The organism is Lactobacillus johnsonii, from assembly GCF_014058685.1.
Classification (GTDB): domain Bacteria; phylum Bacillota; class Bacilli; order Lactobacillales; family Lactobacillaceae; genus Lactobacillus.
Window position 1 is genome coordinate 1,445,923 of sequence record NZ_CP059055.1, and the last position, 26,293, is coordinate 1,472,215.

General features: G+C 33.8%; 26 protein-coding genes and 1 other annotated feature. Of the genes, 5 read left to right on the forward strand and 21 right to left on the reverse strand.

All coding sequences use genetic code 11. The features are described from left to right. Position 1: 1 nt before the first annotated feature. From H0I41_RS06885 to H0I41_RS06895, 3 genes are all read right to left on the reverse strand, one after another. A complete protein-coding gene (locus tag H0I41_RS06885; RefSeq protein WP_011162308.1) occupies positions 2-1,237 on the reverse strand; it encodes a hydroxymethylglutaryl-CoA reductase, degradative in 1,236 nt (411 codons plus the stop codon). Next, positions 1,215-2,381, reverse strand: coding sequence for a thiolase family protein (locus H0I41_RS06890; protein WP_011162309.1), 1,167 nt, complete (start codon positions 2,379-2,381; stop codon positions 1,215-1,217). Before H0I41_RS06890 ends, H0I41_RS06885 begins: the two co-directional genes overlap by 23 nt. 123 nt (positions 2,382-2,504) lie before the next feature. Continuing rightward, on the reverse strand, positions 2,505-3,449 hold the full coding sequence (locus tag H0I41_RS06895) for an alpha/beta hydrolase (RefSeq protein WP_135014316.1): 945 nt from the start codon (positions 3,447-3,449) through the stop codon (positions 2,505-2,507). Between the two features lie 74 nt (positions 3,450-3,523). On the opposite strand from H0I41_RS06895, the gene H0I41_RS06900 reads away from it, so the two are divergent. Then, positions 3,524-3,820 (forward strand): hypothetical protein, encoded by a 297-nt coding sequence (locus H0I41_RS06900; protein WP_004897763.1) that lies wholly within the window; start codon positions 3,524-3,526, stop codon positions 3,818-3,820. Between the two features lie 48 nt (positions 3,821-3,868). Here H0I41_RS06900 and H0I41_RS06905 read toward each other — a convergent pair whose 3' ends face one another. The 4 genes from H0I41_RS06905 to miaA all read right to left on the reverse strand — a co-directional run bounded on the left by H0I41_RS06905 (position 3,869) and on the right by miaA (position 8,428). Beyond that, complete coding sequence (locus H0I41_RS06905; protein WP_011162311.1) at positions 3,869-4,681, reverse strand: Cof-type HAD-IIB family hydrolase; 813 nt, start codon at positions 4,679-4,681, stop codon at positions 3,869-3,871. A gap of 13 nt (positions 4,682-4,694) precedes the next feature. Then, positions 4,695-5,858, reverse strand: a complete 1,164-nt coding sequence (locus H0I41_RS06910) for an MFS transporter (RefSeq protein WP_135014315.1) — start codon at positions 5,856-5,858, stop codon at positions 4,695-4,697. A gap of 107 nt (positions 5,859-5,965) precedes the next feature. After that, positions 5,966-7,303, reverse strand: a complete 1,338-nt coding sequence (locus H0I41_RS06915; RefSeq protein ID WP_182094523.1) for a glutamine synthetase family protein — start codon at positions 7,301-7,303, stop codon at positions 5,966-5,968. Positions 7,304-7,507: 204 nt separating this feature from the next. Beyond that, positions 7,508-8,428: a tRNA (adenosine(37)-N6)-dimethylallyltransferase MiaA gene (gene miaA, locus H0I41_RS06920; protein ID WP_011162314.1), complete on the reverse strand. Its 921-nt coding sequence runs from the start codon at positions 8,426-8,428 to the stop codon at positions 7,508-7,510. A gap of 140 nt (positions 8,429-8,568) precedes the next feature. Here miaA and H0I41_RS06925 point away from each other — a divergent pair, with 140 nt between their 5' ends. Further along, positions 8,569-8,748, forward strand: coding sequence for a DUF3042 family protein (locus tag H0I41_RS06925; RefSeq protein ID WP_004897769.1), 180 nt, complete (start codon positions 8,569-8,571; stop codon positions 8,746-8,748). A gap of 46 nt (positions 8,749-8,794) precedes the next feature. Here H0I41_RS06925 and H0I41_RS06930 read toward each other — a convergent pair whose 3' ends face one another. From H0I41_RS06930 to H0I41_RS06955, 6 genes are all read right to left on the reverse strand, one after another. After that, a complete protein-coding gene (locus H0I41_RS06930) occupies positions 8,795-9,193 on the reverse strand; it encodes a rhodanese-like domain-containing protein (protein ID WP_004897770.1) in 399 nt (132 codons plus the stop codon). A 35-nt stretch (positions 9,194-9,228) separates the two neighbouring features. Further along, the gene (locus H0I41_RS06935; RefSeq protein WP_004893755.1) at positions 9,229-9,459 is read right to left on the reverse strand and encodes a YqgQ family protein; all 231 of its coding nucleotides are present in this window, start codon (positions 9,457-9,459) and stop codon (positions 9,229-9,231) included. 2 nt (positions 9,460-9,461) lie between these two features. Continuing rightward, positions 9,462-10,148, reverse strand: coding sequence for a rhomboid family intramembrane serine protease (locus H0I41_RS06940; RefSeq protein WP_004897771.1), 687 nt, complete (start codon positions 10,146-10,148; stop codon positions 9,462-9,464). Positions 10,149-10,163: 15 nt separating this feature from the next. Further along, a complete protein-coding gene (locus tag H0I41_RS06945) occupies positions 10,164-10,721 on the reverse strand; it encodes a 5-formyltetrahydrofolate cyclo-ligase (protein ID WP_086875075.1) in 558 nt (185 codons plus the stop codon). Between the two features lie 54 nt (positions 10,722-10,775). Then, positions 10,776-10,925 carry a 50S ribosomal protein L33 gene (gene rpmG / locus H0I41_RS06950; protein WP_003646937.1) on the reverse strand — a complete coding sequence of 50 codons (150 nt, stop codon included), beginning with the start codon at positions 10,923-10,925 and terminating at the stop codon, positions 10,776-10,778. Positions 10,926-10,997: 72 nt separating this feature from the next. Further along, positions 10,998-13,097 (reverse strand): peptidoglycan D,D-transpeptidase FtsI family protein, encoded by a 2,100-nt coding sequence (locus tag H0I41_RS06955; protein ID WP_014567697.1) that lies wholly within the window; start codon positions 13,095-13,097, stop codon positions 10,998-11,000. 115 nt (positions 13,098-13,212) lie between these two features. Here H0I41_RS06955 and H0I41_RS06960 point away from each other — a divergent pair, with 115 nt between their 5' ends. Beyond that, on the forward strand, positions 13,213-15,789 hold the full coding sequence (locus tag H0I41_RS06960; RefSeq protein WP_135014314.1) for a YfhO family protein: 2,577 nt from the start codon (positions 13,213-13,215) through the stop codon (positions 15,787-15,789). Between the two features lie 50 nt (positions 15,790-15,839). Here the strand turns inward: H0I41_RS06960 and greA are convergent, their stop codons facing one another. The 6 genes from greA to H0I41_RS06990 all read right to left on the reverse strand — a co-directional run bounded on the left by greA (position 15,840) and on the right by H0I41_RS06990 (position 22,519). Further along, entirely contained in the window at positions 15,840-16,322 is a 483-nt protein-coding gene (gene greA, locus H0I41_RS06965; protein ID WP_003646934.1) for a transcription elongation factor GreA, read from the reverse strand. Between the two features lie 80 nt (positions 16,323-16,402). Continuing rightward, positions 16,403-17,497 (reverse strand): endolytic transglycosylase MltG, encoded by a 1,095-nt coding sequence (gene mltG / locus H0I41_RS06970; RefSeq protein ID WP_053107619.1) that lies wholly within the window; start codon positions 17,495-17,497, stop codon positions 16,403-16,405. 63 nt (positions 17,498-17,560) lie between these two features. After that, a complete protein-coding gene (gene pheT / locus H0I41_RS06975) occupies positions 17,561-19,975 on the reverse strand; it encodes a phenylalanine--tRNA ligase subunit beta (RefSeq protein ID WP_011162319.1) in 2,415 nt (804 codons plus the stop codon). Beyond that, a complete protein-coding gene (gene pheS, locus H0I41_RS06980; RefSeq protein ID WP_135014313.1) occupies positions 19,975-21,024 on the reverse strand; it encodes a phenylalanine--tRNA ligase subunit alpha in 1,050 nt (349 codons plus the stop codon). Before pheS ends, pheT begins: the two co-directional genes overlap by 1 nt. A 35-nt stretch (positions 21,025-21,059) precedes the next feature. Next, positions 21,060-21,268: a binding site (T-box leader), on the reverse strand. Positions 21,269-21,313: 45 nt separating this feature from the next. After that, positions 21,314-21,670 (reverse strand): winged helix-turn-helix transcriptional regulator, encoded by a 357-nt coding sequence (locus H0I41_RS06985; RefSeq protein WP_012846505.1) that lies wholly within the window; start codon positions 21,668-21,670, stop codon positions 21,314-21,316. 87 nt (positions 21,671-21,757) lie between these two features. Further along, positions 21,758-22,519 (reverse strand): TrmH family RNA methyltransferase, encoded by a 762-nt coding sequence (locus H0I41_RS06990; protein ID WP_011162322.1) that lies wholly within the window; start codon positions 22,517-22,519, stop codon positions 21,758-21,760. A 97-nt stretch (positions 22,520-22,616) separates the two neighbouring features. On the opposite strand from H0I41_RS06990, the gene H0I41_RS06995 reads away from it, so the two are divergent. Together H0I41_RS06995 and yidC are read left to right on the forward strand one after the other, a co-directional pair. Further along, a complete protein-coding gene (locus H0I41_RS06995) occupies positions 22,617-22,892 on the forward strand; it encodes an acylphosphatase (RefSeq protein WP_011162323.1) in 276 nt (91 codons plus the stop codon). A gap of 63 nt (positions 22,893-22,955) precedes the next feature. Further along, entirely contained in the window at positions 22,956-23,939 is a 984-nt protein-coding gene (yidC, locus tag H0I41_RS07000) for a membrane protein insertase YidC (RefSeq protein ID WP_086875079.1), read from the forward strand. 39 nt (positions 23,940-23,978) lie between these two features. Here yidC and H0I41_RS07005 read toward each other — a convergent pair whose 3' ends face one another. Further along, positions 23,979-25,517, reverse strand: a complete 1,539-nt coding sequence (locus H0I41_RS07005) for a HAMP domain-containing sensor histidine kinase (protein WP_044496708.1) — start codon at positions 25,515-25,517, stop codon at positions 23,979-23,981. Next, positions 25,483-26,211, reverse strand: coding sequence for a response regulator transcription factor (locus H0I41_RS07010; protein ID WP_004897782.1), 729 nt, complete (start codon positions 26,209-26,211; stop codon positions 25,483-25,485). Before H0I41_RS07010 ends, H0I41_RS07005 begins: the two co-directional genes overlap by 35 nt. Positions 26,212-26,293 lie beyond the last annotated feature (82 nt).

Here is a 26,293-nt window from a genome sequence, read left to right on the forward strand (position 1 = left end):
CTTATTTTTGATCCTTTCTTATTTCGCTTAAAAATTCAAAAGCTGCTTCTTGAGTATATTTTTTACTTTCCTGCAATTTTTTTAAAACTATTGCTTTTTCACCTTCACTAGCTTTTAAGGTTGCTACTAAATTTCTCGCCTGCAATTTCATATGCCCAGCTTGAATTCCCTTAGTAGAAATTGCTAAAAGAGCTGAAAAGTTATTTGCTAAGCCAGTTGTCGCAATAACTTCTGCTAGTTGCTTGGCAGATATATTACCTAATAAACTAAAGCTTTGTTGAACGTCTCGACGAGCCTTAATTGAGCCACCTACTACACCGATTGCTAAGGGAACTGTTACAGTCCCCACTAGTCTATCTTCTTCAATTTTCCACTTACTCAAAGATGTATAGGCACCATTTTTATTAGCCCAAACAGCAGTTGCTGCTTCAACTCCACGATAATCATTACCAGTTGCAACTAATACACTATCAATACCATTCATAATTCCTTTATTATTAGTCACTGCCCGGTAAATATCAGTTTGTCCTATTTTACTCAATAAAGCTATCTTTTTAGCAACTTTTAATCCTCCTACACTGTCAATTGAAAGACTTACTTTAGCACTAGTCAATTGCGTAGGATAATTAGACAAAATTGCATACAGAGTTTGTTCAATATCTGGCTGCTTCTCTAATTCATTTCCTAAAAATTCTAAAATAGCATTTGTTTTATTAGCTCCCATAGCTTCTGCTGGGTCAACCAAAACTCTAAGAAAAACTAAATTTTCTTTTTGAGAAGCTTCAATTTTACGAACTCCTCCACCATGCTTGACTAAGCTAACGAATTTTTTATTAGCTAAGCTAATTAATTGAGGAAATTCAGTAGTAAACTTAGTTAAATCAAAATTATCAGTTACCTCTAAAACAATTTGACCATATATTCCATTTCGTCTACTATCAGCTACTGCTCCACCATTTTGATTAAAAATTTTAGCTGCATGGTTTGCTGCTGCAACAACCGATGGTTCTTCTACGGCCATTGGTACTTGATAATCTTTCCCGTTAACTATTAACTTAGGAAGCACACCAAGAGGAAGACGGACTTGACCAATTACATTTTCACTAAGTTTATCTAGTCTTTCCAAAGTTTCAGACTCAATCTCACTTAGTTTAATTCCTTTTTCAGTTAAAAAGACTCTTCTTTCCTCCGGTAACCATTGATAAAATTTCTTTTTAGATGATTCTTCTAATTTCATATGCGATTCCTTGGCCACCGCCAATACATAGAGATACAATTGCTCTTCGACCATTAATTTTACGCAAACTGTTTACTGCACTCATTACTAAGCGCGTACCGGTTGCACCAAGCGGATGTCCTAAACTAATTGCTCCTCCAGCGATATTTAATTTTTCTTTTGGAATATTTAGATCACGGGCTACAGCATATGCTTGAGCTGCAAAGGCTTCATTAATTTCAATTAGATCATAATCCTCAATTGTGCTATTAGTTTTTGTAAGTAATTTTTTAATAGCAAAATATGGTGCGTATCCCATATAAGCAGGATCACAGCCAATTTCTGCATAGGCACCCAAGTATGCTAATGGAGTTAAATTTAATTCATCTAATTTTTGTTGATTAGATAATAACAACATACTTGCACCATCAGTTAACGGTGAAGAATTGCCAGCCGTAACTCGTCCATTTTCCTTAAATACAGGTTTTAATTGACCTAGGGCTTCTAAACTAGAATCTGGTCGAATGGTTTCATCATGATCAAGAACATGACCATCGAGTTCAATTGGTGCATACTCTTCCTTAAACCAGTCATTCTCCTGAGCTGCATAAGCCTTGGCATGAGAATCACGTGCAAATTCATCCATATCTTGACGCGTAATATGGTATTTATCAGCTACATTCTCAGCTGTAATTCCCATCGGCTTTCTCGAATAAGCATCCCCAATTCCATCTATCATTAAGCTATCTTGATATGCTGGATTTTCATCATGCTTTTTACTTTTATCAAGTAAAAGTGGTGCATTTGTCATACTTTCTGCCCCACCTACAATTGCAATTTGAGAATCTCCTAGGAGCATTTGACCTTGAGCAAACCGTAATGCCTTTAAACTTGAACCACAAACGTCGTCTACGCTAGTACCCACTACAGATTCAGGTAAACCTGATTTTAAAGCTATTTGTCGAGCGACATTTTGACCTAGCCCAGCACTTAATACATTTCCCACCAAAATGCTATCTATTTTATCTTGTGGAACAATATTCTTTTTCAATAATCCCTTAAGTGCTAACACTCCTAGGTCAACAGCACTTTTATCCTTATAAAATCCACGATACTTACCAAAAGGAATTCGATTCATTCCTACTATATAAACATCCTGTAACACTCTTCCACCTCTTAATAAAAATTATTCTATTAACATGATAGCTCACGCCATGCATCAAATGTATAAAGTATAATTTTTTTAATCAATTCTAAAAAAAGATTGCTAAACAATCTTAGCAATCTTTTACATATACTTACTCAAAAAATTATTTACTTTCTCCTGATATTGAATCGGGTGAGTCGCAAATGATTTAGCATGTTTAGCTCCGGGAACAACCCAAAGTTCTTTCGGACCATTTGCTGCCTTATAGTTTTGATAGACCATCTGTGTTGGTACAAAAGTATCTTTAGCACCATGAATAAACAATATTGGTCTTTTATTTTTAGCAACTTGTTTTACGCTACTAGCATCTTTTAAAAAGTAACCTGCTCTAATTCTAGTTATTCCACTTAAAACTTCAACTAAAGGAAAACGGGGAAAAGCCGGAAAATGATATAAGTCTTCTGCTTCGTGTTCTATCTCATCCTTAACATTAGTGTAGCCACAATCCTCAATATAAGCTTTTACTTGTTTAGGCATTTTTAGTCCACTTGACATCATTGTTGTAGCACCACCCATACTTACACCAAAGATAGCAATCTGACTCTTATTTCTATTCCTTTTAATAACTTTCTCAGCCCATTTTTTAACATCTACTTTTTCACGCCAACCATACCCAATATAGTTTCCTTCACTTTGTCCATGACCACGTGCATCCGGTAATAGAACATTGTAGCCTAGTTTATGAAACATAGCAGCATAAGCTCCCATTGTATCTTTATTATTCATAAAACCGTGCAGGACAATAACTGTCTTTTTAGAATTATTTACTGGAATATAATTTGCATCTAACCTTAAATTATCATCTGCTGATTTCATAATCCACTTTTGTTTATGCACATTTTGATACCACTTTTTTTCCTTGTATAGTGGGTCAGTTTTAACTAGCTTAGTATCATTGTTAATAAAAGATTTATGTCCTGGAACAACAGCAACCTGATAGAAATATAGGCCTACAGCTAAAAAAATACCACAAACTGCTAAAATAGATATAATAGCTATTTTTATTTTTTTACTCTTCAGCTTCATTAGAAGACCTCGGTTCTAAAATATAATCTATACTATCTCTAAAAAATATAGAAATCAAGAGAGGATAAAGATCTATGTATTTAGATGATTTCTTAATTTTAATTTCTGATCTCCATCCTAATTTTCAATTTTTTTATCAAAATAAGAAAAATGGCGTAATTGATCCAATCAGTAAAGTCCAAATTGACGGAGATCGATGCCTTTTATATACAGGAGAAAATGCTAAAACAATTGCTCAAATTAACCATTTACTGGGCAAATTAAAGTCTAACCATCTTCCTATCTATGTATGTACGAAGAATACAAACGAAAAAAACAAAATTTTTGGTATCAAAATAAATTTAGTAAAGGGACAGGTTTATATTTTATAAGATAGCAAAAAAAGATGCAGAAACAATCTACATCTTTTTTTGCTCATCCTAGTTTTTATCTAAATATTCATTTAAAACTCTCAAAACTCCATTGTCATTATTGCTAGGAGCCAAATACTTTGCATGTTCTTTTGCAATAGCCATACCATTTTCCATTGCATAGCTATATTTTGCAAAATCTAGCATTGGAATATCATTACCACTATCACCAAAAGCAATTAAATCTTCACCAGTTAATCCAAAATAAGCCAGTAACTTTTTCAATCCAGTTGCCTTATTAATTCCATGTTTAACAGCATCAATAGCTACTGGATTTGAAGCAAAAGTAGTCACAATATTCCCATATTGCTCATTAAATTTTTTCTCAATCTCTCCAGCTATTTTACTATCATGATGAAAAGTCAATTCAATAAAGGTATCATCAGGTAACTCTTCCCAATCACTGATCTCTACACTTTCTTTAGCGAAGTACTGCAAAAATTCCTTATCTTTTGCTGGTGCTTCAGTTCCAATATATGCTGTCTCCCTGCCATAGGCCATTGTCGCCATACTTCCATAGGTATGATGGACAAAATTAACTAAATCAATGGTCTGCTTTTTAGTTAATCCTTCAACAGCCACTTCTTTTCCTTCAACAATTAGTCGAGAACCATTGGCAGTCACGAAATCTACGCGATCAATAAATTCAGAAAAGTCATTTTTTAAACGAGCAAATGGACGACCACTAGCTACAATAAATTGAATATTATGTTTTTCTAATTTATTTAAAACTTGAGCAAACAAATCATGGTCATAGCTTCTTTGGTCGTTTAAAAATGTTCCATCCATATCAACCGCAACAGCTTTAAAAGGAATAGTCATATTCTTCTCCTTACTAACGGTGATTTAAGGCACCATTTAATTTCTTACGATATATAAAGTAAATAATTAAAATAATTGGCACAATAACCAATAAAACTGGGTAAAAGTAATCTGGAGCTAGATTTTGAGCAGTCACACCACCGATCATTGGACCAGCTGCCATTCCTATATCAAGGCCCAAATAAAAAGTCGAACTAGCTAACCCTTGTTCTTCAATTGGAGCTAACATCAAAGCGGTAGACTGATTCACAGAGTAAATAACCCCATATCCAATCGAAAGCATAATTGCAGCTAATCCCATTAACCAGTTATTGACCATAAAAGTAGCAATAATTAAAAATAAAATCATCGCAACTAAACTTAGCCAGAACCAAAAGCCAAAGCGAATTAAATCAAAATACTTTTTTAAACCAATTCTAATTAATAATAAGGCGATCGCATAAATTACAAAAAAATAACCTACAGCAATTGAAAAATGCTGTCTTTCAACATACACTACAATGTCGGCTTGTGTAATAAAATATGGAATTGCAAAAAAAGTAGTTAATAACGCTACGGGAATAGCATCTTTTTGAATGATTTTTATTTTTTTATTATTAGTAATTTTAGGCTTAGCATGGTTTCCAACAAATTGAATAGAAACAATCATTAATAGTGCTGCAAGTACAGCGAGCCAAAGAGCTGACTTATAGCCAATTATTTTATACAAGTTAATAGCTAAAGCTGGTGCAAGAGCCATGGCTAAAGCATTCATCAAGCCATAAAATCCCATTGCTTCTCCAACATGACTCCGAGGAACCAGAAATGCTAACCAGGTAGTCATACAAACTGTTGCGAGCACAAAACCAGTACCATTAATTAACCTAAAAATTAAGAGCCAATTTCCTGATGGAGAGAAACAATAACCTGCCACCCCAATTAAAATTAATACTCCTCCAATAAAGGACAAACTATACTTTGAAAAACGGTCAGTTAAATTACCAGCGACCGGTCTTAAGAACATTGAAACTACACTCATAATCCCTGTTATCACACCGGCAAATACCGCACTAGCACCTAAACTGATTGCATAGCCATTAATCAAGGGTGTTACAAACATTACTGAGAACATAAAAAAGAAAGACGCGGCCATAACCAGAATAACGTCTTTAGTATAAATTGATTGCTTCTGTTTCAATTTTTTACTCCTATCTAGCATTATCACTTTTAACTTTATCATACTTTGAGTTTAAGCAAAAAAGCCAGTTGAATAAATCAACTGGCTTATTAGTTTATATTACTTAATTAATACCCCATGTAACGGTCTCTTTCCCAATCAGAAACTGATTGAGTGTACTTAGACCATTCAAGGTTCTTAGAATCAATAAAGCTTTGAGTCAAGTGTTCACCTAAAGCTTCTTGAATTAGTGGGTCAGCCTTAAAAGCTTTTACAGCATTATGCAAAGTAGATGGAAGTGGTTTAATGCCTCGCTTAGCTCTTTCTTCTTCAGACATTTCAAAAACATTAGAAGTAATAGGAGCCATTGGCTTCTTAGCCTCTTTAATACCATTTAGTCCAGCAGTTAAACAAGCTGCAAGGAGAAGATATGGATTAGCAGTTGGATCAGCTGAACGCATTTCTAGACGAGTGTTAATTTCTTCAGCATCTGGAATACGAACAAGTGGTGAACGGTTCTTAGAAGCCCAGGAAATATAAACAGGAGCCTCAAAACCAGGAATTAGACGTTTATATGAGTTAACAGTTGGATTACCAATTGCTGTAATTGCACGGGCATGTTCCAAAATTCCATTTAAGAAATAGAGAGCTGTATCTGATAAGTGGAATTCACCATCTTTATCATAGAATACGTTTTTACCATCTTTAAATAAAGACATATTAGTGTGCATTCCGTTTCCAGCTTGACCTTCTACAGGCTTAGCCATAAATGTAGCATACAAACCATGCTTTCTTGCTACTTCACGAACAACCATCTTAAATGTTTGAACACGGTCAGCAGTAGTTAAAGCATCATCAAATCTAAAGTCAATTTCTTGTTGACCATCACCTACTTCGTGGTGAGCAGCTTCAACTTCAAAACCAATACTTTCTAAAGTTTCAACAATATCACGCCGACATCTTGCACCAGCATCGTCAGAAGTCATATCAAAGTATGAAGCATGATCAGGAACTTCAGTAGTCCAGTTACCATCCTCACCTAACTTAAATAAATGAAATTCTGCTTCAAAACCAATATCAAAATCAGTAAAGCCCATTTCTTTCATTTCTTTAAGAACACGCTTCAAGTTGTTTCTTGGATCACCTTCAAAAGGTTCACCATTTGTCTTGTGAACTGAACATACTAAACGACCGATCTTTCCACCCTTTTCATCTCCCCAAGGCAAAACTGCCCAAGTAGAAAAGTCTGGGTATAAAACCATGTCACTTTCCTCTAGACGAACAAAGCCATTAATTGAAGAACCGTCAAAACGAATATCATTAGTTAAAACTTTATCTAATTGGCTAGTTGGAACTTCGACGGCTTTAGATGTTCCGTTAATATCGGTAAAGGCTAATCTTAGAAAACGAACATCGTTATCTTTAACACTTTTTTTAATATCTTCTGCAGTAATAGTTTTACTCATTGTACACACCTATTCTAAAGAACTATAGTCCAATATTATAATTGGTATAGTCCTTAAAAATCTATTCACTACTTGTGCTTATGCACATTGAATACAATAGCAGACCAAATTGGTCTCGTCAATAAATATTAATATTTCTTTAGCTATATTTTAAACTAATTGTTATAAAGAATACTAATAATACACTATTATAACCATAATTTTTTATTTGTTTAAAAATTCATTTATTTTTCTAAGAGCCTTTTCAGATACTTTTTCATCTTGCAAAGGATCAAGCCAAACAACAGGTAATTGGTGTTTGAAATATGTCAATTGACGTTTAGCATACTTTCGAGAAGCTTGTTTCAGCTTGTTCACACATTCATCTAAAGTCTTTTCTCCAGAAAAATATGGAAAGAATTCTTTATATCCAATAGCTTGAATTACTTGATGTTCACGAGACCTATTTTCATAAACGAACTTTGCTTCTTGTAGTAACCCATGCTCCATCATTTTATCTACGCGCATATTTATTCTCTGATAGACTTCTTCTCGATCACTATTTAATCCAAGAATTAAAGCATCATATCGCGGATTAATCTTTTGTTGTTGTTCACTAAACAATTTACCGGTTCTACTAATTACTGTTAATGCTCTAAGACTACGACGACTATTTTGCGGCGCTATTTTTTCTGCTGCAGCTGGATCTTTCGCTTGAAGAAGATCCCACAACTTATTTTCTCCATTTTCTTTTAAATATTCTTCCCATTGTGGATCAACGCTTGTTTGATACTCCCCTGGTTCACCAAGTTGAAGCTGGTTGACCAAGGCATTAATATAAAATCCGGTTCCCCCCACAACTAATGGAATGGCTCCATCAGCAACAATTTTATCTACTGCTTTGGTACCTTCAGCAACAAAATCTTTAACAGAATATTCTTCAAAAATTGAACGTTGATTAATTAAATAGTGTTTTACTCGTTTTAGTTCTTCATCTGTTGGCTTAGCGGTACCGATACTTACCTCTTGATAGATTTGCATTGAATCACCAGAAATAATTTCTGCATTAATTTTTGGAGCTAAATCTAACGCTAGGTCTGTTTTTCCGATCCCGGTTGGGCCAATTAGTACAATAATTTTTTGCATATAAAATCCTCTTATTTTCTTGGTATCAATTCTAACAAAAATCTTCTTTTTCTTCAGAGTTAATATAGCAAAAGGCTTTATTGAATTAAGAATTATTGCTAAAATTTGAGGTGATAAATAATTTCTAGGGAGGCATTTATATGGCAAAGAAATTTGGTGCCGGTGTTGTAACTGGTGTTTTAGCAACTGTTGGTGCACTTGCAGCAGGACTTGCTACTTACAAGAAAAAGGTAGTAGAACCTGAGCAAAAAGAAGCTGACAGAATCGAACAAAATAGAATTAAAGCCAACAGAAAGAGCTACTCAGCTCACCAAGGCTAAATAAAAAAGAGAGATTAATCCCTGTAAAAAGGTGTTGATCTCTCTTTTAATATTTAGAGGCCTTAGTTTGACCATCCCATTTTTCAAAACCGTCTTTTAGCCAGTATACCTTTTCATACCCCTTCTTTTGTAAAAAGCGTGCTGCTCTTACTGTCAAGGCATTTGAATCAGAATAAAGATAAACTGGTAAATCTGGACGAATTTCTTGATATTGATATTTAAACATTGTATAAGGAATATTACGTGCTCCTAAAATATGTTCTTTTTTAAAAGGTCCTTTTTCACGCACATCAATAATTTGTGCTTTTCGCTTTCCCTTTTCAAATTCTTCATTAGTTAATGCACCACCGACTCTTTTGGATTGGATCCATGTCCAAAGCCAACTCAAAGCAAAGGCCAAAATAATGATGATTAAGATAATGTTGATAATCCCAAAAATATTCATTAATTACTTACCCCTATATAAGAATTTCTATAGTACTATGATAATCCATTACTATCTTTTGCGCTAGTTTCCTTTTCTTCTTCAATTTCATGTTCGTGACTTAAAATCAATTTTGCATTCATGTATTCTTTCTTAGAAACTACACCTGCATGATATAAATTATCCAGTTCAATTCCCATTAGTTCTATGTCCCACTTACGTTTACCAACATAAACGATAATATTAAACTTTTTTAATAGCTTTTGAACATCATGTAAATTTTTCATTATTAATTATTAATCACTATTCCCTGATGTAAACAGAAGACAACATAAATAATTATTACTACTGCTGCTATAACTCTTAACTTGTGATGATATTGTCTCAAATGGGCACTACCAAAAATTATTCCTAAAAGAAAACCAGATATTAATCCACCGAGATGACCTAAGATATCAATATGACTTGCAAATAAATCAAGCGCTAAATTAATGATAGCTAATGCTAAAGCCTGCCTTCCCAAATAATTAATTGCCGGAATTGCTCGATTGGCTAAATAAAGAGCAATTACTACACCAAAAAGTCCAAATAAAGCTGTAGAAGCACCGGCACTAACTACCGAATCGCTCCCATATGCATAACTTAACAGATTTCCACCAATCCCTGACAATAAATAAACTGTTAAGAATCGCCAGTGACCTAAAAGTGGTTCCATAAATTGACCCATGTAATAAATCATTACTGCATTAGATGCGATATGTAACCAGCCGATATGCAAAAATTGCGCTGTAAACAAACGCCACCATTGATGTTCAACAGTAACAAGTTGATTATTCATTGCCCCAAGTCGAACTAGGGTATTAATATTAGTCGAGCCACCCATTATTGTTTCGATTATGAAAACAACAAAGAGTACAATTAAAATCGCATTTGTAACAAAAGTGCTAGAAAATCGATTAGTATTCAACTTTTGCATTATCCATCATCCCCTTCATTTACTTAAAATAAGATTTTCTATTGGAATATCATGATCCTCAATTTTCCATTTTGTTTGATCAAAAGCCTGAACGGAATTAACTAGACTAAGAGTTTGAGTAGGATATTTCTTTAAAAAGCGATCATAATATCCACCACCAAAACCAAGCCGACTATTTTTATCTAATCCATAAGCTAATCCGGGTACAATTATTAAATCTAAATCATTTTTTACCTCAGCTTTTGGATCGTGATTTTCTAAAACTCCAAACTTAGTTTTTTCTAGAAAAGTGTTTTTATTATAAAGTGTAAATTCCATCTTTCTATTTGGTAAACACCGTGGAATATATACTTTCTTTTTTATTTTCCATAAAGTAGCAATAATTGGGGCTGTATCGACTTCTAGAGCCATTGAAATAGAAATACCAACATTCTCTACTTGATGTAATAATCGGCTTTTAAGTAGCTTTTCTTTTAAGATTTCATCTTCTAATTGTTTTTGCTGAGTTTTTCCAAATTCAGTCAGTTTTCTTATTTGTAAATTTCGTAAATCTTTTTTATTAATTAAATTCATTAAATAAAATATTATTAGATACAAAAAAACAACAGGAATTGCCTGTTGCTTTGATTACTTAGTTTCGCGGTGAAGTGTTACCTTTCTTTCAACTGGGCAATACTTCTTTAAAGCTAAACGTTCCGGATGCTTACGCTTATTCTTTTCAGATAAGTAACTTCTATCGCCACATTCGGTGCATTCAAGGATAATATGTTCTGCCATGTTTTCCACCACCTACTTATTTAGTTAACTGTTAAACTATACCATGTTTTCCGTACTTTTACCAGTACTTTTCTATTTATTAAGTTTGAAGTAGTCTTCAACCATTGCCTTTGCCACTTGCAAAGTATATGAACCTTCTTTATCTGGGTCCAGTCCTGGGAAGACCACAGCTACAGCGATTTCAGGATCTTTTGATGGGGCATAACCAACAAAAGTAGCGTTAATAACTTCTGGCGCATTCGGATTACCTGGGTTATCTTCATCATAATAAAAAGTCTGAGCAGTACCAGTTTTACCAGAAATCGAAGGCTTAACGTTCTTTAATGAATGGGCTGTCCCCCATGAATTAGTACCATGAACAACACGATACATCCCTTGATGAATAACATCAAGTTGATCCTGAGTCCAAGGAATACGCATCTGAACCTGTGGCTTAGTGTTATGAAGAATTGATACTTTATTACCTTGCGAATTAGTCTCACCAACTGATTGAACTAAATATGGGCGCATACGATATCCACCATTAGCAATAGTTGAAATATATTGTACTAATTGAATTGGCGTATAAGCATCATAGTTTCCGTAAGACAAGTCAAGAACAGAACCTGTAAGCAATTGACCAGCTGAGTTATATGAGCGACCTTGAATACCTGAAACTTCTCCAGGAAGGTCTACACCAGTTTTTTGACCCAAACCAAACATTGCAAAATTACGTCTCAATTTAGTAAATGCATCTGAAGGCATTGAGATAAAACTATGTGGAGTATATTTAGCATTTACCCATCTTAAAGCTAATTGCATCATGTAAATGTTACTTGATACTTCAAGAGCTGTTGGGGCATCAAGACTACCAAATGTACCAACTGGGTAAACAGATTTCTTAATTGGAGAACCTGGCAAGTAAATTGGCGTATCGGGCATTACGTTGTTAGTTGGTGTAATAACACCATTCATTAATCCACCCGCAACAGTTGCCCCTTTGACTGCAGACCCCATAACAAAGGATTTATTAATTACACCTAACGCATCATCAGTATCTTTATTAGTCTTTGCATTATGATCAATACCTGCAATCGCTAAAAGTGCTCCAGTCTTTGGATTCATCGCTACTGCATAGGCACCATTAGAATACTGCGTAGCACCTGCAGCTTTAGCAGCCGCATATTGCTTCTTCAGTGCATCTTCTACTTGTTGTTGATATTTAGCATTCATTGTCAAAATCAAACTGGCACCACTTTGTCCTTTATAGACAGTCTTAGTTTGTTCAACACCATCTCCGGACTTAGTAACTACCTGTGACTTAGACTTAGTTCCTTTCAGAAGCGGCTCATACTTTTCTTCTAAGTAACTTGTACCTACACGGTCATTTCGTGAGTAACCTTGTGTTAAGTAGTACTGCAAGTTATCACTTGGTAAACCAGCTTTTTCTGAAGAAACGGAACCAATGATACTTTTAATGGATTTTCCATTTGGATAGCTTCTGGACCAGTCAGTTCCAATACCTACACCTGGCAATTCAGATAGGTGCTCTCCAACTAATGCCATTTCTCTATCAGTTAGACCTTTATTTTTAATATAGATAGTAGATAAAGTGTATGCTCCAGAAATCTTATTAAAAATTAAAGCAGCCGTTTTTTGACGTTTAGTAAAATGGATATCTTGCTTTTCAACACGTTTTAAGACATTGTTATAGATTTGACTTGAACTTAAAGCATCCCCATTACTGTCATAACGTTCAGATCGAGGCAGCTTAGCTGTTTCCTTTTCTGATATTTTACTGTTAGCTAAATAATAATCATAAAGCTGTCTTTGGGTAGGTTCTTCATCATCAAGTGTTATATATTGACTTAAGCGATTAGAAATTTTATATATTTGACTAGACGTAATGCTAGAATTTTTGGTATAAGTAATTGCGTTATTAGCTTTATTACCTACCAAAACTTTACCGCTGCTATCATACATCACACCACGTGGTACATTATTTGATACAATCTTTTGGTCGGTTTGCTGTACTTCTGCTTGAAAACGTCCACCGTAGAAAAGCTGTAAGTAGGCCAATTGACCAATTAATAATAAAAATAAAACTAAAATGACGCCCAAAATAATTTTCATTCTTAGGGGCGTCGAAGTGGAATTTCTATTCGAACCTTTACTCTGTTTTAAATAATTCAAAATTCTAACCTCACTAAACTAGAATTGATTTTAGCAAAAAATGCATCTAAATTCTATTTTTCTCCCAGTGAAAATCGCAATAATTATATATTCTTAAGAAGTAGGGTATTTATCAATGATTATCAACAAAATTAAAACATATTTTAAAAATAAATATCTATATTGGCTTTCTTTTTTACTGCCTACTTGTATCTTTGCAAGCTATTTTCTATATCGAGGCCAGGAAATTTTAACCGTTGATCTAGGTCAACAATATATTGACTTTCTTTCTTTTTATAAAAATAATCTACTCTCTAATCCTTTAAACTTTATTTTTACATTCAGTAATGGTCTAGGGAGTTCGTTTATTGGAACTAGTGCCTATTATTTAAATAGTCCCTTTAATTTTCTACTATTACTTTTTTCAAATTCATCTTTACCAATAGCTATTCTTTTAATTATTAGTCTAAAAGTCGGCGCTATTGGTTTAAGTAGCTTCTTTTATTTTCAGAAATTTTTCAAGGGTGATAATAAAATTTTCGCTTTAGCCGCTAGTCTTGCTTTTGCACTGAGCGGTTTTGTTGTTAGCTATAATTTAAATCTCATGTGGCTCGACAGTCTAATTTTATTACCTCTTTTACTAGACGCAATTGATAAATTATTTGAACAAAAGAAGCACTATTTTTATCTTACCACGATCACTTTCTTACTATGGTTAACTAATTTTTATACTGGTTTCATGGTGCTATTTTTTGGCTTACTTTATTTTATTACTGCTCTAATTAATCATTCTTTCTCAAGCAAAATTATTTTCCACTATTTCACTAAGAGTCTCTTAGGCACTACCCTAGGCGCCTTTGTATTATTACCAGCCTTTTTTGAAATATTAAATGGAAAAATTAACTCCGACACTACCCTTTCGCTAGGTTTTCAGTTTGCACCATATCAAGCTCTTGATAAATTAGTAATTGGCGCATTTAATTTTACTGAGATGGAAAAAGGACTACCTAACATTTTTCTAACTAGTATTTTTACTCTATTGTGCCTCCTTTACTTTATCAATCAACATTTTTCCCTAAAAGAAAAATTTACATCAGCTATTTTACTATTATTTCTATTCCTATCTTTTAGCTTTAACCCACTAGTTCTGTTATGGCATTTAGGCCAATATCCTGTTTGGTATCCAGCACGCTTTAGCTTTATCTTTTCTTTCTATGCAATCTATCTGGGTGTTCAAGTTCTCGCACATACACACAAATTTAATCTTACGAGCAAAATAGCTAGTCTGCTTTTAGTAATTAGCTTAAGTATCTTTCTTTTATTAAGTATCCATCAAAAAGAATTTTTGAGCCAAACTAATATTATTCTTACCATTCTTTTTCTTTTATGTAGTTTACTCATAATTTTATTTTTTCACTATAAGTGGATCCCAGTAATCTTTTTCGGAATAGTAGGACTAGAAGTAAGTATTAATCTGCTAGCAAGTTTAGATAATATCTCTTATCAAAAAAATTTTGATTATGCTAATTTCACTAGTAATGTTTCTCAAACTACAACCTATTTACATAAATATGACTCTGGCTTATATCGCACAGAAAAGACATTTACTCGTTCCGATGACGACCCATTCAGTAATAATTATTATGGGGTTAGCAACTTTAATTCTATTTCTGATCGTGCAGCTATTAATTTAGTAGATTATCTTGGGCTAGAAAACAATGATAATTCTTTTACCAATAATTTCGCTACGCCCTTATCCGATAGTCTTTTAGGCATCAAATATAATATTGTTCCCATTAAGAATAGGCGTAATTTACCTAAAAAAGAACAAGTTGTATTTACGAGTGCTTTTTATCGACCAGATTTAGTTACAAATACAGTCGTTAAAAGTTTTAAACAATTACAAATTAGAAAAAATTCATCTGCTTTACCACTTATTTTTATTTCAAATACCCATCAGAAAATTACCTTTTATAATAATATGCCTGCTACAAATCAAAATAATCTCTTTAGCAACATCCTCGGTCAAAAACTTAATCTTTTCAATAGTTTATATCTAACAAATCCAAGTAAACTAAAAAACACTAAGGATAGTAAGAATATCAATGAATATAAAAAGATTGATAAAAATAAAACTGCTAACATAACCTTTAATATTTCCTCATTTGAAAAGGGAGCTTATTACCTCGAGCTTCCCTCAAACTTAACTACTAATGTCACTTCTATTATTGTTAATAATCACCAACTTAACAATGATGATTTAGGTATTTCAAGTAAATTACTAAATATTGGATATTATTCAACAAATACTCCTATTAAAATTGTTTTCAATCTAAACACTGAAAATATCAATTTAAATGGTATTAGAGTTCTTCAATTTAGAGAAGATGAATTTAACAAAATTATTCGTAAATTCAATCAAAAACAGCCAGTAACTCATCAAACAAGTCCTATTTCTTTAAAAATTAATTACACTGCACAAAAAAATGAAACTTTAAATTCTACCATTCCTTATTCAAAAAATTGGCTGATTTTTGACAATGGTAAACTTCTGCAAACCCACAAATTTGCCCAAACATTTTTAAGTGCCCCTCTAAAACAAGGTCCCCATCAACTTACTTTAATCTATGTACCAGTTGCTTTCTTAATTGGTCTTATAATTTCAATTATTTCACTCACACTTTTATTTATTTTCAAACCAAAAAGGGATTAACTTACTAGCTTTTACGTAAGTTAATCCCTTTTTTGGATAAATTATTTAAATTAGTTCAATGTCTTAACGTCATTGATAGTAACATCAAAAGTTCCACCTGGGGTGTTAATAGTTACTTTTTCACCCTTCTTTTTACCAAGTAAAGCTTGAGCAATTGGTGAATCATTAGAAATTTTTCCATTAAGCGGATCAGATTCATCAGATCCAACAATAGTATAGGTTTCTGGATCATCAGTACCTACTTCAGTGTAAGTAACAGTTTTACCAATAGAAACTTCATTAGGATCAACACTATCTGCATCAACAACTTGTGCATACTTAAGCATTTGTTCAATTTGAACAATACGTTGTTCTACAGCACTTTGTTCATCTTTTGCTGCATCATACTCTGAGTTTTCTGATAAGTCACCGAATGATCTAGCAACCTTAATTCGTTCAATAACTTCTGGACGTTTTACTAATTTTAAGTTTTTTAATTCCTTCTGAAGTTTTTCTTTACCTTCAGCAGTCATTGGATAAACTTTTTCTGCCATACTAAAAATTCTCCTTACCTATACTTATTTTTCTTTGCACCAAACAGCTTATGTTTTCTACCTAAAAAAGTCAACCATTTTTACTGGCCTAAACTACTATTTCGTTTCAAATGTTCGTCATAGTTTTCGTTGTAGTAAACCTTACCAGTCTTAAGGTTTGCAACAAAGTAGAGATAGTTAGACTTAATTGGGTTCAATACAGCACTAATTGAATCTAGACTTGGATTGTTAAATGGTCCAGGTCCATATCCTTTATGAACATATAAGTTATATGGTGATTTTACTTTAATATCCTTTAGTGATAAAGAATGTTTATGCTTATTCAATGCATACATTACTGAAATATCTGACTGAAGTGGCATATTAGCTTTAAGTCTGTTAAAGAATACTCCAGCAATCATACGCCTATCTTTAGTTTTAACACCTTCACGTTCTACTAATGAAGCTAAAGTTAAAACTTCCTGTACTGTTAAGTGCTTCTTCTTAATTGAACTGTAGTATGGTTGCAAAACTTGATCAGTCTTATCAACCATTTGATTAACTAATTCTTTTAAAGAAGCTCCTTGATAAACATCATATTTTGCTGGGAAGAGATATCCTTCTAAATGATAGCGAACACCCTTACTGTTCATAGAACTAGTTAAAAGTTTAGGATATTGCTTCTCCAAACTCTTCATAAAGCTCTTATCTTTCATTAGCTTTAAGAAATCTTGTCGACTATACTTGGTATTCTTGCTAACTGTAGTAGCAATACTATCAATTGTTTGTCCTTCTTTTATTAGAACATGACCAACAACTGGACGACCACCTCCACCTTGCAATTGGCTCACAATCTCTTTGTTATGCATTGAAGGTGATAAATAAAAATTCCCTGCTTGAAAATTTGTCGCACTATGACTCTTTAACCAAAAGTTGAAAACGGCCGCATTTCTAATAATCTTTTTCTCTTGTAAAATTTGAGCAATTTGACTATTAGTTGCTCCCGCAGGAATATGAACACTAACAACATCTTCATCATGTCGATTGACTGGTTGAAGTGCGTATCCTACGTAACAGCCTCCAATCAAGACAACTAAAACTAAAATCGCTCCTAGTCCACTAAGGATCCAACGAGTAACCTTTTTAGATGCCTGTTCCTCTAACTCATGATTTTTCTTTTTGTCTTGATTTAGCAAATGCTTTTCCTCCGAAAATCACAAAAATCTAAGACAATTATAGCAAAGCTCCCCAGAAAAGAATTAACGAACTTTAATCTTTAGACTTTCTTTCAGATCTGCTTCAATTTTTTCCATTGCTGTAGCTACAACTTCATCAGTTAATGTGTCTTTTTCATTTAAGAAAGTTAATGAGTAAGAGATTGATTTATGACCTGATTCAATTTGACTTCCGGCATAAACATCGATTACTCGAATATCATAAAGATATTTGCCCCCATTTAACTTAATTTGAGCTTCAATTTGTGCATTAGTTACATCATTAGGTACTAATAGAGATAAATCTCGCTCAATAGCTGGGAATTTTGGAGCAGCCTTAGCTTTCATCCCTTTATGAAGCATAGAAACAATTGTATCTAAATCAATTTCATAAACATATATCTCACTGCCACGTAATGCTTTGTCAAGTGTAGTAACAGCATGTGCTAACATTCCAATTAGACCAATATATTGATCATTAATATAAATGCCGGCAGTTCTAGTTGGATGCATTCCTTGAACCAGTTCAGCACGATACTCTACATCTTCATCTTTGATGCCAATTGCTCTAAATAAGTTAGTTAATTGCCCCTTTACAAAATAGAAGTCAATCTTTTGGTCTAAATGTTGCCAATTGGCTGCTAAAGTATGTCCTGAATAAAGAGCAGCTAAATGTTCATGTTCATTAAATGTATTATTTTCATGATCATAAACTCTGCCTTGTTCAAATAAAGCTAATTCTTTTTGCTTACGGGCCATATTATAGCTTGCAGCATCAACCAATCCTGTTATTAGGTTTTCTCTCATAGTTGAACGACTTGAGTTTAATGGCCATTGAACTTCAACTACTGGTTTAGGATCTTTAGTAAATGAAATTGCTTTTTCTGGAGAAGTCAACGAGTAAGAAATTGCTTCCATCAATCCTTGACCTTGAACGATATCCTTAATTCTACGCATAGCAGTTTCTTTTGCTGAGTAACCACCATGAGTTTCAGCTAAAAGTGGTTGAGTAGATTTCAAGTTATCATAACCATAAATTCGGCCAACTTCTTCTACTAAATCTGCTGGAATAGAAATATCCCATCTTCTATTAGGAATGGTAACTACTAACTCATCTTCAGAGCCTGCAACAGTAAAACCTAACTGATCAAAGATCTTTTCCATTTCAGCTCTGCTTAACTCAGTTCCCAATACCTTATTAATATAAGATACAGTGGTTTTAACTACTGAAGGATTTCTTTGAGCATCAGTTGCTTTTATTTCACCTTCATTAACTGTACCATCCGCATCATTACGCAATAACAATGCAGCCATATCCAAGGCTTTTTGAGTATTATCCCAGTTAACACCTTTTTCAAATCGACTTGATGCTTCAGTTCTGTTAGCGTGACGCAATGCAGATTTTCTTACACTAGTTCCATCAAAAACGGCAGATTCTAAGATTACATCAGTAGTATCGTCTTCAACTTCTGAGTTCTTACCACCCATGACACCGGCCATCATAACAGGCTTTTGACCGTCAGTAATGATGATATCGTTTGGATCTAATTCCACTTCTTTATCGTTCAATAATGTAAGCTTTTCATTTTTATTTGCTTTTCTAACTTCTAGTTTACCGTCCTTAAAAGTACGAGCATCATAAGCATGCATTGGTTGACCAGTTAAAAGCATTACATAATTAGTAACATCGACCACATTATTAATCGGACGAATTCCTGCATTCCAAAGGCGTCTTTGCATCCACAATGGACTTTCACCAATTTTTACATTAGAAATTTTTCTTAAGTAAAACTTAGGTGCTAGTTTTTCATCAACTTGTACATCTAATTCATTAGTCCAGTCAGGTCCATCTTCCTTAAGCACTACTGGTTCAACTTTAGGTTTTTCATCAACAATTGCACCAACTTCATAAGCGGCACCTTCCATTGATAAAGTATCAGCACGGTTTGGAGTAATATCAAAATCTAAAATATAGTCATCCATGCCAAGTGCTTTGTATACTTCTTCACCTGGTTTTACATCTGCATCTTTAGGGAAAACAAAAATTCCATCTGCATATTTTGCAGGAACTACCTTATCTTCAAAACCAATTTCTTGAAGTCCGCAAATCATGCCGTTTGATTTAATTCCGCGAATTTTACCACGCTTAATTTTTTCATTTCCGGCAATTCTTGCCCCGTGTAAAGCAACAATAACATCTTCACCAGCTGCAACATTAGGAGCACCACAAACAATCTGAATTGGTTCTTCTTCACCAACATCAACTTGGCATTTGTGTAAGTGAGTTCCTTCAATATCCTCACACTCTAAAATGTGTCCAACTACTATTTTTTTTAATCCTTCTGCTGGGTGATCTACAGATGCGATCTCAACACCAGTTCTAGTAATCTTTTCTCCTAAATCTTTAGGATCTTCATCTAAATCAAGAAAATCTTTTAACCAATTATATGAAACAAGCATTAATCTTCCTCCTTACGGAATTGTGCTAAGAAACGTACATCATTAGTATAGAAATCACGAATATCAGAAATGCCGTATTTCAAAATTGCAAAACGATCTAACCCTAAACCAAAGGCAAAACCACCATAGACTGTTGAATCTACACCAGCATTTTCTAAAACATTTGGGTGAACCATACCAGCACCAAGTACTTCGATCCAGCCAGTATACTTACAAATTGGACACCCCTTACCATCACAATTAAAACAAGAAACATCCATTTCAACTGATGGTTCAGTAAATGGGAAGTAAGATGGACGAAGACGAGTCTTGCGATCTTGACCAAAAACGTGCTTGGCAATCATTTCTAGAGTTCCCTTAAGGTCTGACATAGTAACATTTTTATCGATTACTAAGCCTTCCATTTGCTGGAATTGGTGGGAGTGAGTTGCATCATCATCATCTCTACGATATACCTTACCTGGACCAACCATCTTTAATGGACCTTTAGAAAAATCATGCTTTTCTAAAACTCTAGCTTGATCTCCTGACGTTTGCGTTCTAAGTAAGTTTTCCTCATCAATATAGAAAGTTGCTTGCATATCACGAGCAGGGTGATCCTTTGGCAAGTTCATCATTTCAAAGACATAGTGATCAGTTTCAATTTCTGGACCTTGAACTACTTCATAACCCATTCCAATAAAGTAGCTTTCTAAATCATCTAAAATAATATTAATAGGATGCTTTGAACCTAAATGTCCTTCACGACCAGGCAAAGTAACATCAATTTTTTCTTCTTCTAATTTTTTGGCAATTAAAGTTTGTAAGAAGTTATTTTTTGCTTCATCTAACTGCTTTTGAAAGAGATCACAAACTTGATTTACTTCTTGACCCACCTTAGGTCTATTTTCTGGGGCAATATCTTTCATTGAGTGAAGAATTTCAGTTAATTCACCCTTGCGCCCCATTAACTCTACTCTAATCTTATCAAGCATTTTCTGGTTTTCAGCTTGCTTGATTTCATTCAATCCTTCTTCTTTTAACTTATTTATTCTATCGAATAAGTCCATCTCATTTTCCTTTCCAACAAAAAAAGCCCCGTCCCAAAAGGGACGAAGCTTCGCGGTACCACCCTAGTTTGAACTAGCACAAATAAAGTGCGTGTTCACACTCTTTTCGAATAACGGTGAAATACCGGAATTGATTAGATTCTGCTCCTAAGATGAAATTCATGCTTCTAACTTAAGTTTCTTCCACCAGTAAAACTCTCTCTAAAAAGCTATCCACACTACTAATCTTAATCATCGCATTTAATTATAATAGTATCTTAAAACTTTTTACCTAACTTTGCAATTACCTTTAAGCCCATTTATCAGCCCAATTATGGACTTGCTCAAAAACGGGTTGTAAATCGGCACCCTTTTGAGTCAGGGTATAGCTGATAATTCCACTCTTTTTGTCTACAGTACGGTTAACAATTCCGTCTTTTTCTAGTTCTTTTAGTCGTTCAACTAAAACACGATCAGAGCATTTACTAATGCAACGTGCTAAATCCTTAAAACGCATTGCATTAGTATCACACAAAGAGCTAATAATTAAGCCGTTCCATTTTTTACCAATAATTCCAAAAGCATCAATAAAATGCGAACACAGTGAATAATCTTCTGGATCCGGACAGTCAGTCATTTTAGTTTTGCTTTCAATTTCTTGGGACATATGTATTCCTCCTAAAAAATCAAAATAATTTTAAATCATCTATATTAAGATTATAGTGATAACACTTACTAAAAACAAGCTGCAAGCTTATGAAAAATGATAAATCATAATACCCGCTGCTACTGCCGCATTTAATGATTCTGCCTTTCCCTTTATCGGGATATAGATCTTTTTATCCGCTGTTTCAATTACCTCTTTACTTGCCCCATGAGCCTCGTTTCCAATTACGAGCGCTAATTGAGGAACTGGGGCACAATTATTCAAGGACTTAGCAGTTTTATCAAGAATGCTTACATAGACTGGAAGACCATTTTCCTTAAAACTACTAATAGCTTCTAAAATCGGATTTTGGATAATTTGAATATGGAACTGGCTCCCCTGCATACTACGCTGAACTTTTGGATTATATAAATCTACACTTTCTTCAGATAATACTACACCATCAAAACCAGCTGCATCGGCTGTACGAATAATTGTTCCAACATTTCCTGGATCAGTTAAATTATCTAAAACAACCCATTTTCCATATTCAAAACTAAATGATTTTGGTTGATTAATTGGTAGCACCATAAAGATATCTTGACTATTTTTAGTACTACTTAAATGCTGAGCAATTGCATCGGTAATCTGGATGACTTTATTATCTTTTAATTTATAAGTCGTATCTAATTTTTTTAAAGCTTCTGCTGTTCCTAAAACATAAAGATAGTTTTCATGACTCTTTAAAGCTTCTTCAACTAAATGAAAACCTTCAATTAAATAAGTTTGGGTCTTTTTACGATACTTTTTTTGTTCAAGCTTTCTAAGGCTTTTAATTGTGGGATTATTTACTGAGTTAATTTCTATCATAAATTTCTACTTCCTTCTAATCTAATATTTTAAATTACCTCGCCCAAAATTAACATGTTAAAATTTAAGTTAGAATACACAGAAAAGAGCGATAATTATGAAGACAGTTACAATGAGAGTTACAGGCTTAGTACAAGGAGTTGGCTTTAGATGGACAACTCAAATGATTGCCCAAGAATTAGGAATCACCGGTACTGTTAAAAATAATCCAGATGGGTCTGTATCAATTGTAGCTCAAGGGGATGAACTCCCTTTAGAGCATTTTATCAAAAAAATTAAAGCATCTCCTTCAGTTGCTGCCCATGTTGATCATGTAGATTTAAAGATAATTCCCAATACAGAAAAATTTACTCGCTTTAGTGTGGTTTATTGATACTTTAACAAATAACTAGTAAACTTTATTGCAGTAACAATAAAGTAGGAAAGGTTATAGTTAATGAAATCAAAAACTAAATATTTTAGTCTCTTTGCCATGATAACTGTGCTAGCACTTACCTTAACAGGATGTGCTAACAATGGTCATAGCATCTATCAAGCACCCACTAGTGGGCCATATGCTTGGATCTTTAGTCTATTTGGCAAACCAATTCAAAATATCATGTTAGCAGTCGAACATCAAATTGGTGGCTCAAATGGAGCTGGCTGGGCAATTATTATTATTACCTTTGTTGTTCAGCTCATTGTTATGCCACTTCGACTAGCTTCTCAGCGTAAAATGACTACCCAACAAGAAAAAACGCAAAAGCTTCAACCTCAAATGAGATTGATCCAAGAAGCACTTAAGAAGCCTGGGCTAACACAACCACAGCAAATGCAAATTAGCCAACTTCAAATGCGTGTTTATAAAGAAAATAATATGTCAATGATGGGCGGAATGGGCTGCTTACCATTACTTATTCAGCTTCCAATCATGATGGGAATTTATCAAGCTGTAGCTTACTCTAAAGAATTAGCAGCTTCAAGTTTCTTTGGCATTTCTCTTGGACAACGATCCATTATCTTAACAATTATTGCTACGTTGCTGTATGTAGTTCAGGGTTATCTTTCAATGGTTGGAATACCTGAAGAACAAAAGAAAGCAATGCAAATGACTTTAATTCTAAGTCCAGCTATGACTTTCTTTATTAGTATTTCTGCTCCAGGCGCTTTAGCACTTTACTTCTTAGTCGGTGGACTTATTGCTATCTTGCAACAATTAATTACTACTTTTGTTATTATGCCAAAAGTAAAAAGAGATGTTGCAGCTGAATTAAACGAACGTCCACTTAAAGTAGTTGTTACTCAAGAAACAATCGATAACATTCTTAACACTACTTCTTCATCAAACTCCACTCCTGAGGCAAATAAAGATCTTCATCAAGATTTACGTGCACGTAATGCCGGTAAACAAAAGCGTCCAAATGATTCTGACAAAGATTAATAAATAAAAATAGGGAATCCTTAACGGATTCCCTATTTTTTATTTATCTGACTCAGATTTTAATAATGGAAATTCAATCATGAACTTACTGCCTGAGCCAAGTGTTGAACTAACACTGATCTTTCCATGATAACTTTCAACTAGTTTCTGAGCAATAGCTAAGCCTAGACCATTTCCACCCTTTTCACGGGTTCTAGCCTTATCTACACGATAAAAACGATTGAAAATCTTGTCCTGCTCATCAGGAGCAATTCCTTCACCAAAATCTTGAACTAAAATCTTAACTTTATCTTCTTCAGTAGCAGCAGCCACTAAAATTTCTTTTCGATCAGTAGAATATTTAATAGCATTATCAATCAAAATGATTAAAATTTGCTCAAGATGATTACGATAAATCTTAACTATTGTATCAGGTTTTAAGTCTGCATCATCATAAGTAATAGTAAAGTCTTGATGAATCATTCTCATGTCATTAACAGTTCGATTTAATACTTCATTGACATCAGTCGTTTTATCAGGATACTGCAAATCAACCTGCTCAGCCCTAGTTAGATCTAGCATTTCTTGAATCAAATGTTTCATTCTCTTGCTTTCTTGAAGAGAAGCCTGAATTGATTCTTCCAGTACTTGAGGATCATCTTTTCCCCACCGCTCTAATAAATTTAAGTGTCCTTCAATTACAGCTACGGGAGTCCTCAATTCATGAGATACATCTCCTACAAATTGTTTTTGCTGCTGCATATAGGCTTGCATTCTATCAAGCATCTTATTAAAAGATATAGCCAGTTCTCCTAATTCATCATTTCTATGAAGATCGGGTACTCGCCTTTTATCAGTGGGGTCTTTATTAATATCGTGAGAAATTTGAGACATTTTCTTAATTGGTTGTACAACGCTATTAACTATCAAGTAAGACAACCCAATAAAAACTACAATAGCAATAACTGATAGACTAATCATCCAGTGTCGAATAGATTTCAATACTTGATTTTGTTGATCCATGGAATTATCCACAATCAAATACCCAGTTAACCGATGTGTCCTCTCAGAAAAAATCTTCTGATATACCTTCATATGGATTTTCCCTTGCGTCGTTACAACTTTTAATACATGACTTTCAGTTTTACTAAATTGTGGCATCCCTTCATCGGGAACATTCCCATTACTAAAAACAACATCTCCAGCAGGATTATAAATCGTAATACTAGTATCACGATTCGATAAAGTAGCTAATACATCATCATTAAAAACATTACCGCCATTATTAGAAGTAATTGGTGTTTGTCCTTCTAAAATACGATTCGTATTAGGAGAAAGCTGAGGTACAACATTTGAAATTTGTAAACTTGTTGGAATTTCAACGAGTCTTCTTTGAAATGTAGTTGCTACACTCTCTGTCAAATTTCTTTCCTGTGAGATAATTTGTTGCTTAACTAAAGAATAAATTGCAATTGAAAATATAACAAAAGAGACCGTAATTGTCGCTGCAACTAAACTTACCCACTTAAAAGTTAGTGAGGACTTTAGGGTCTCTTTCTTAGATTTATTTTGTTTCTTCACGTGCTTCATCATTTTCATCAGTTCTTACCATATAACCGGTACCACGAACAGTCTTGATGTATGATGGACGGCCCGGTACATCAATCTTATTACGTAAATAACGCACATAGACTTCAACAACATTCGTTTCAATCTTAGATTCAGGTCCCCAAATTTTGTTTAAAAGCTGCTCTCTTGTAACAACATTATTCTTATTTTCAATTAATGTCATTAACAAGTTGTATTCACGTTTAGTTAGATCAACTGTACTATCTCCGCGGTGAACAATTCGATTAGCTGTTTCAATAGTTAAATCATTGAAGTGAACTACCTTTTGAACTCCCATCGTATCGCCCATAGCTCTCTTTTCAATTTGTACTCTTCTTAAAACAGCACGTAAACGAGCTAATAATTCTTCGATTGCAAAAGGTTTAACAATATAATCATCAGCACCGTGGTCTAAACCTGAGACACGGTCAATTACTGAATCTCTTGCAGTCATCATAATAATTGGAGTTGTTTTTTCTTGGCGAACACGACGAGCAATTTCTAATCCATTAAGATCTGGCAACATTAAATCTAATAAAATTGCGTCAAAATCTTCATTTAAAGCTAAATCCAATCCTTTCCGACCGTTTCCTTCAACTTGAGTTTCATATTTTTCATGTCTTAATTCTAGTTCTACAAAACGGGCAAGATTTTTTTCATCTTCAATAATCAGAATTTTACTCATTATTTTCTCCACTACTATTTAATCTGGTTAAAAATTTTATTAATAAATTAATATTAAATTTAAAGATACATTAATGCAAGGG

Bases quoted from the DNA above. Each gene is read 5' to 3' on its own strand.
- H0I41_RS06990 (WP_011162322.1), bottom strand. From the start codon at position 22,519: ATGATAGAAATTAACTCAGTAAATAATCCCACAATTAAAAGCCTTAGA.
- H0I41_RS06945 (WP_086875075.1), bottom strand. From the start codon at position 10,721: ATGAATTTAATTAATAAAAAAGATTTACGAAATTTACAAATAAGAAAA.
- H0I41_RS06905 (WP_011162311.1), bottom strand. From the start codon at position 4,681: ATGACTATTCCTTTTAAAGCTGTTGCGGTTGATATGGATGGAACATTT.
- H0I41_RS06935 (WP_004893755.1), bottom strand. From the start codon at position 9,459: ATGAAAAATTTACATGATGTTCAAAAGCTATTAAAAAAGTTTAATATT.
- rpmG (WP_003646937.1), bottom strand. From the start codon at position 10,925: ATGGCAGAACATATTATCCTTGAATGCACCGAATGTGGCGATAGAAGT.
- greA (WP_003646934.1), bottom strand. From the start codon at position 16,322: ATGGCAGAAAAAGTTTATCCAATGACTGCTGAAGGTAAAGAAAAACTT.
- H0I41_RS06940 (WP_004897771.1), bottom strand. From the start codon at position 10,148: ATGCAAAAGTTGAATACTAATCGATTTTCTAGCACTTTTGTTACAAAT.
- H0I41_RS06900 (WP_004897763.1), top strand. From the start codon at position 3,524: ATGTATTTAGATGATTTCTTAATTTTAATTTCTGATCTCCATCCTAAT.
- H0I41_RS06985 (WP_012846505.1), bottom strand. From the start codon at position 21,670: ATGTCCCAAGAAATTGAAAGCAAAACTAAAATGACTGACTGTCCGGAT.
- H0I41_RS07005 (WP_044496708.1), bottom strand. From the start codon at position 25,517: ATGAAAATGATGAAGCACGTGAAGAAACAAAATAAATCTAAGAAAGAG.
- H0I41_RS06930 (WP_004897770.1), bottom strand. From the start codon at position 9,193: ATGAATATTTTTGGGATTATCAACATTATCTTAATCATCATTATTTTG.
- H0I41_RS06895 (WP_135014316.1), bottom strand. From the start codon at position 3,449: ATGAAGCTGAAGAGTAAAAAAATAAAAATAGCTATTATATCTATTTTA.
- yidC (WP_086875079.1), top strand. From the start codon at position 22,956: ATGAAATCAAAAACTAAATATTTTAGTCTCTTTGCCATGATAACTGTG.
- pheS (WP_135014313.1), bottom strand. From the start codon at position 21,024: ATGGACTTATTCGATAGAATAAATAAGTTAAAAGAAGAAGGATTGAAT.
- pheT (WP_011162319.1), bottom strand. From the start codon at position 19,975: ATGCTTGTTTCATATAATTGGTTAAAAGATTTTCTTGATTTAGATGAA.
- H0I41_RS06995 (WP_011162323.1), top strand. From the start codon at position 22,617: ATGAAGACAGTTACAATGAGAGTTACAGGCTTAGTACAAGGAGTTGGC.
- H0I41_RS06960 (WP_135014314.1), top strand. From the start codon at position 13,213: ATGATTATCAACAAAATTAAAACATATTTTAAAAATAAATATCTATAT.
- H0I41_RS07010 (WP_004897782.1), bottom strand. From the start codon at position 26,211: ATGAGTAAAATTCTGATTATTGAAGATGAAAAAAATCTTGCCCGTTTT.
- H0I41_RS06915 (WP_182094523.1), bottom strand. From the start codon at position 7,303: ATGAGTAAAACTATTACTGCAGAAGATATTAAAAAAAGTGTTAAAGAT.
- miaA (WP_011162314.1), bottom strand. From the start codon at position 8,428: ATGCAAAAAATTATTGTACTAATTGGCCCAACCGGGATCGGAAAAACA.
- H0I41_RS06885 (WP_011162308.1), bottom strand. From the start codon at position 1,237: ATGAAATTAGAAGAATCATCTAAAAAGAAATTTTATCAATGGTTACCG.
- H0I41_RS06925 (WP_004897769.1), top strand. From the start codon at position 8,569: ATGGCAAAGAAATTTGGTGCCGGTGTTGTAACTGGTGTTTTAGCAACT.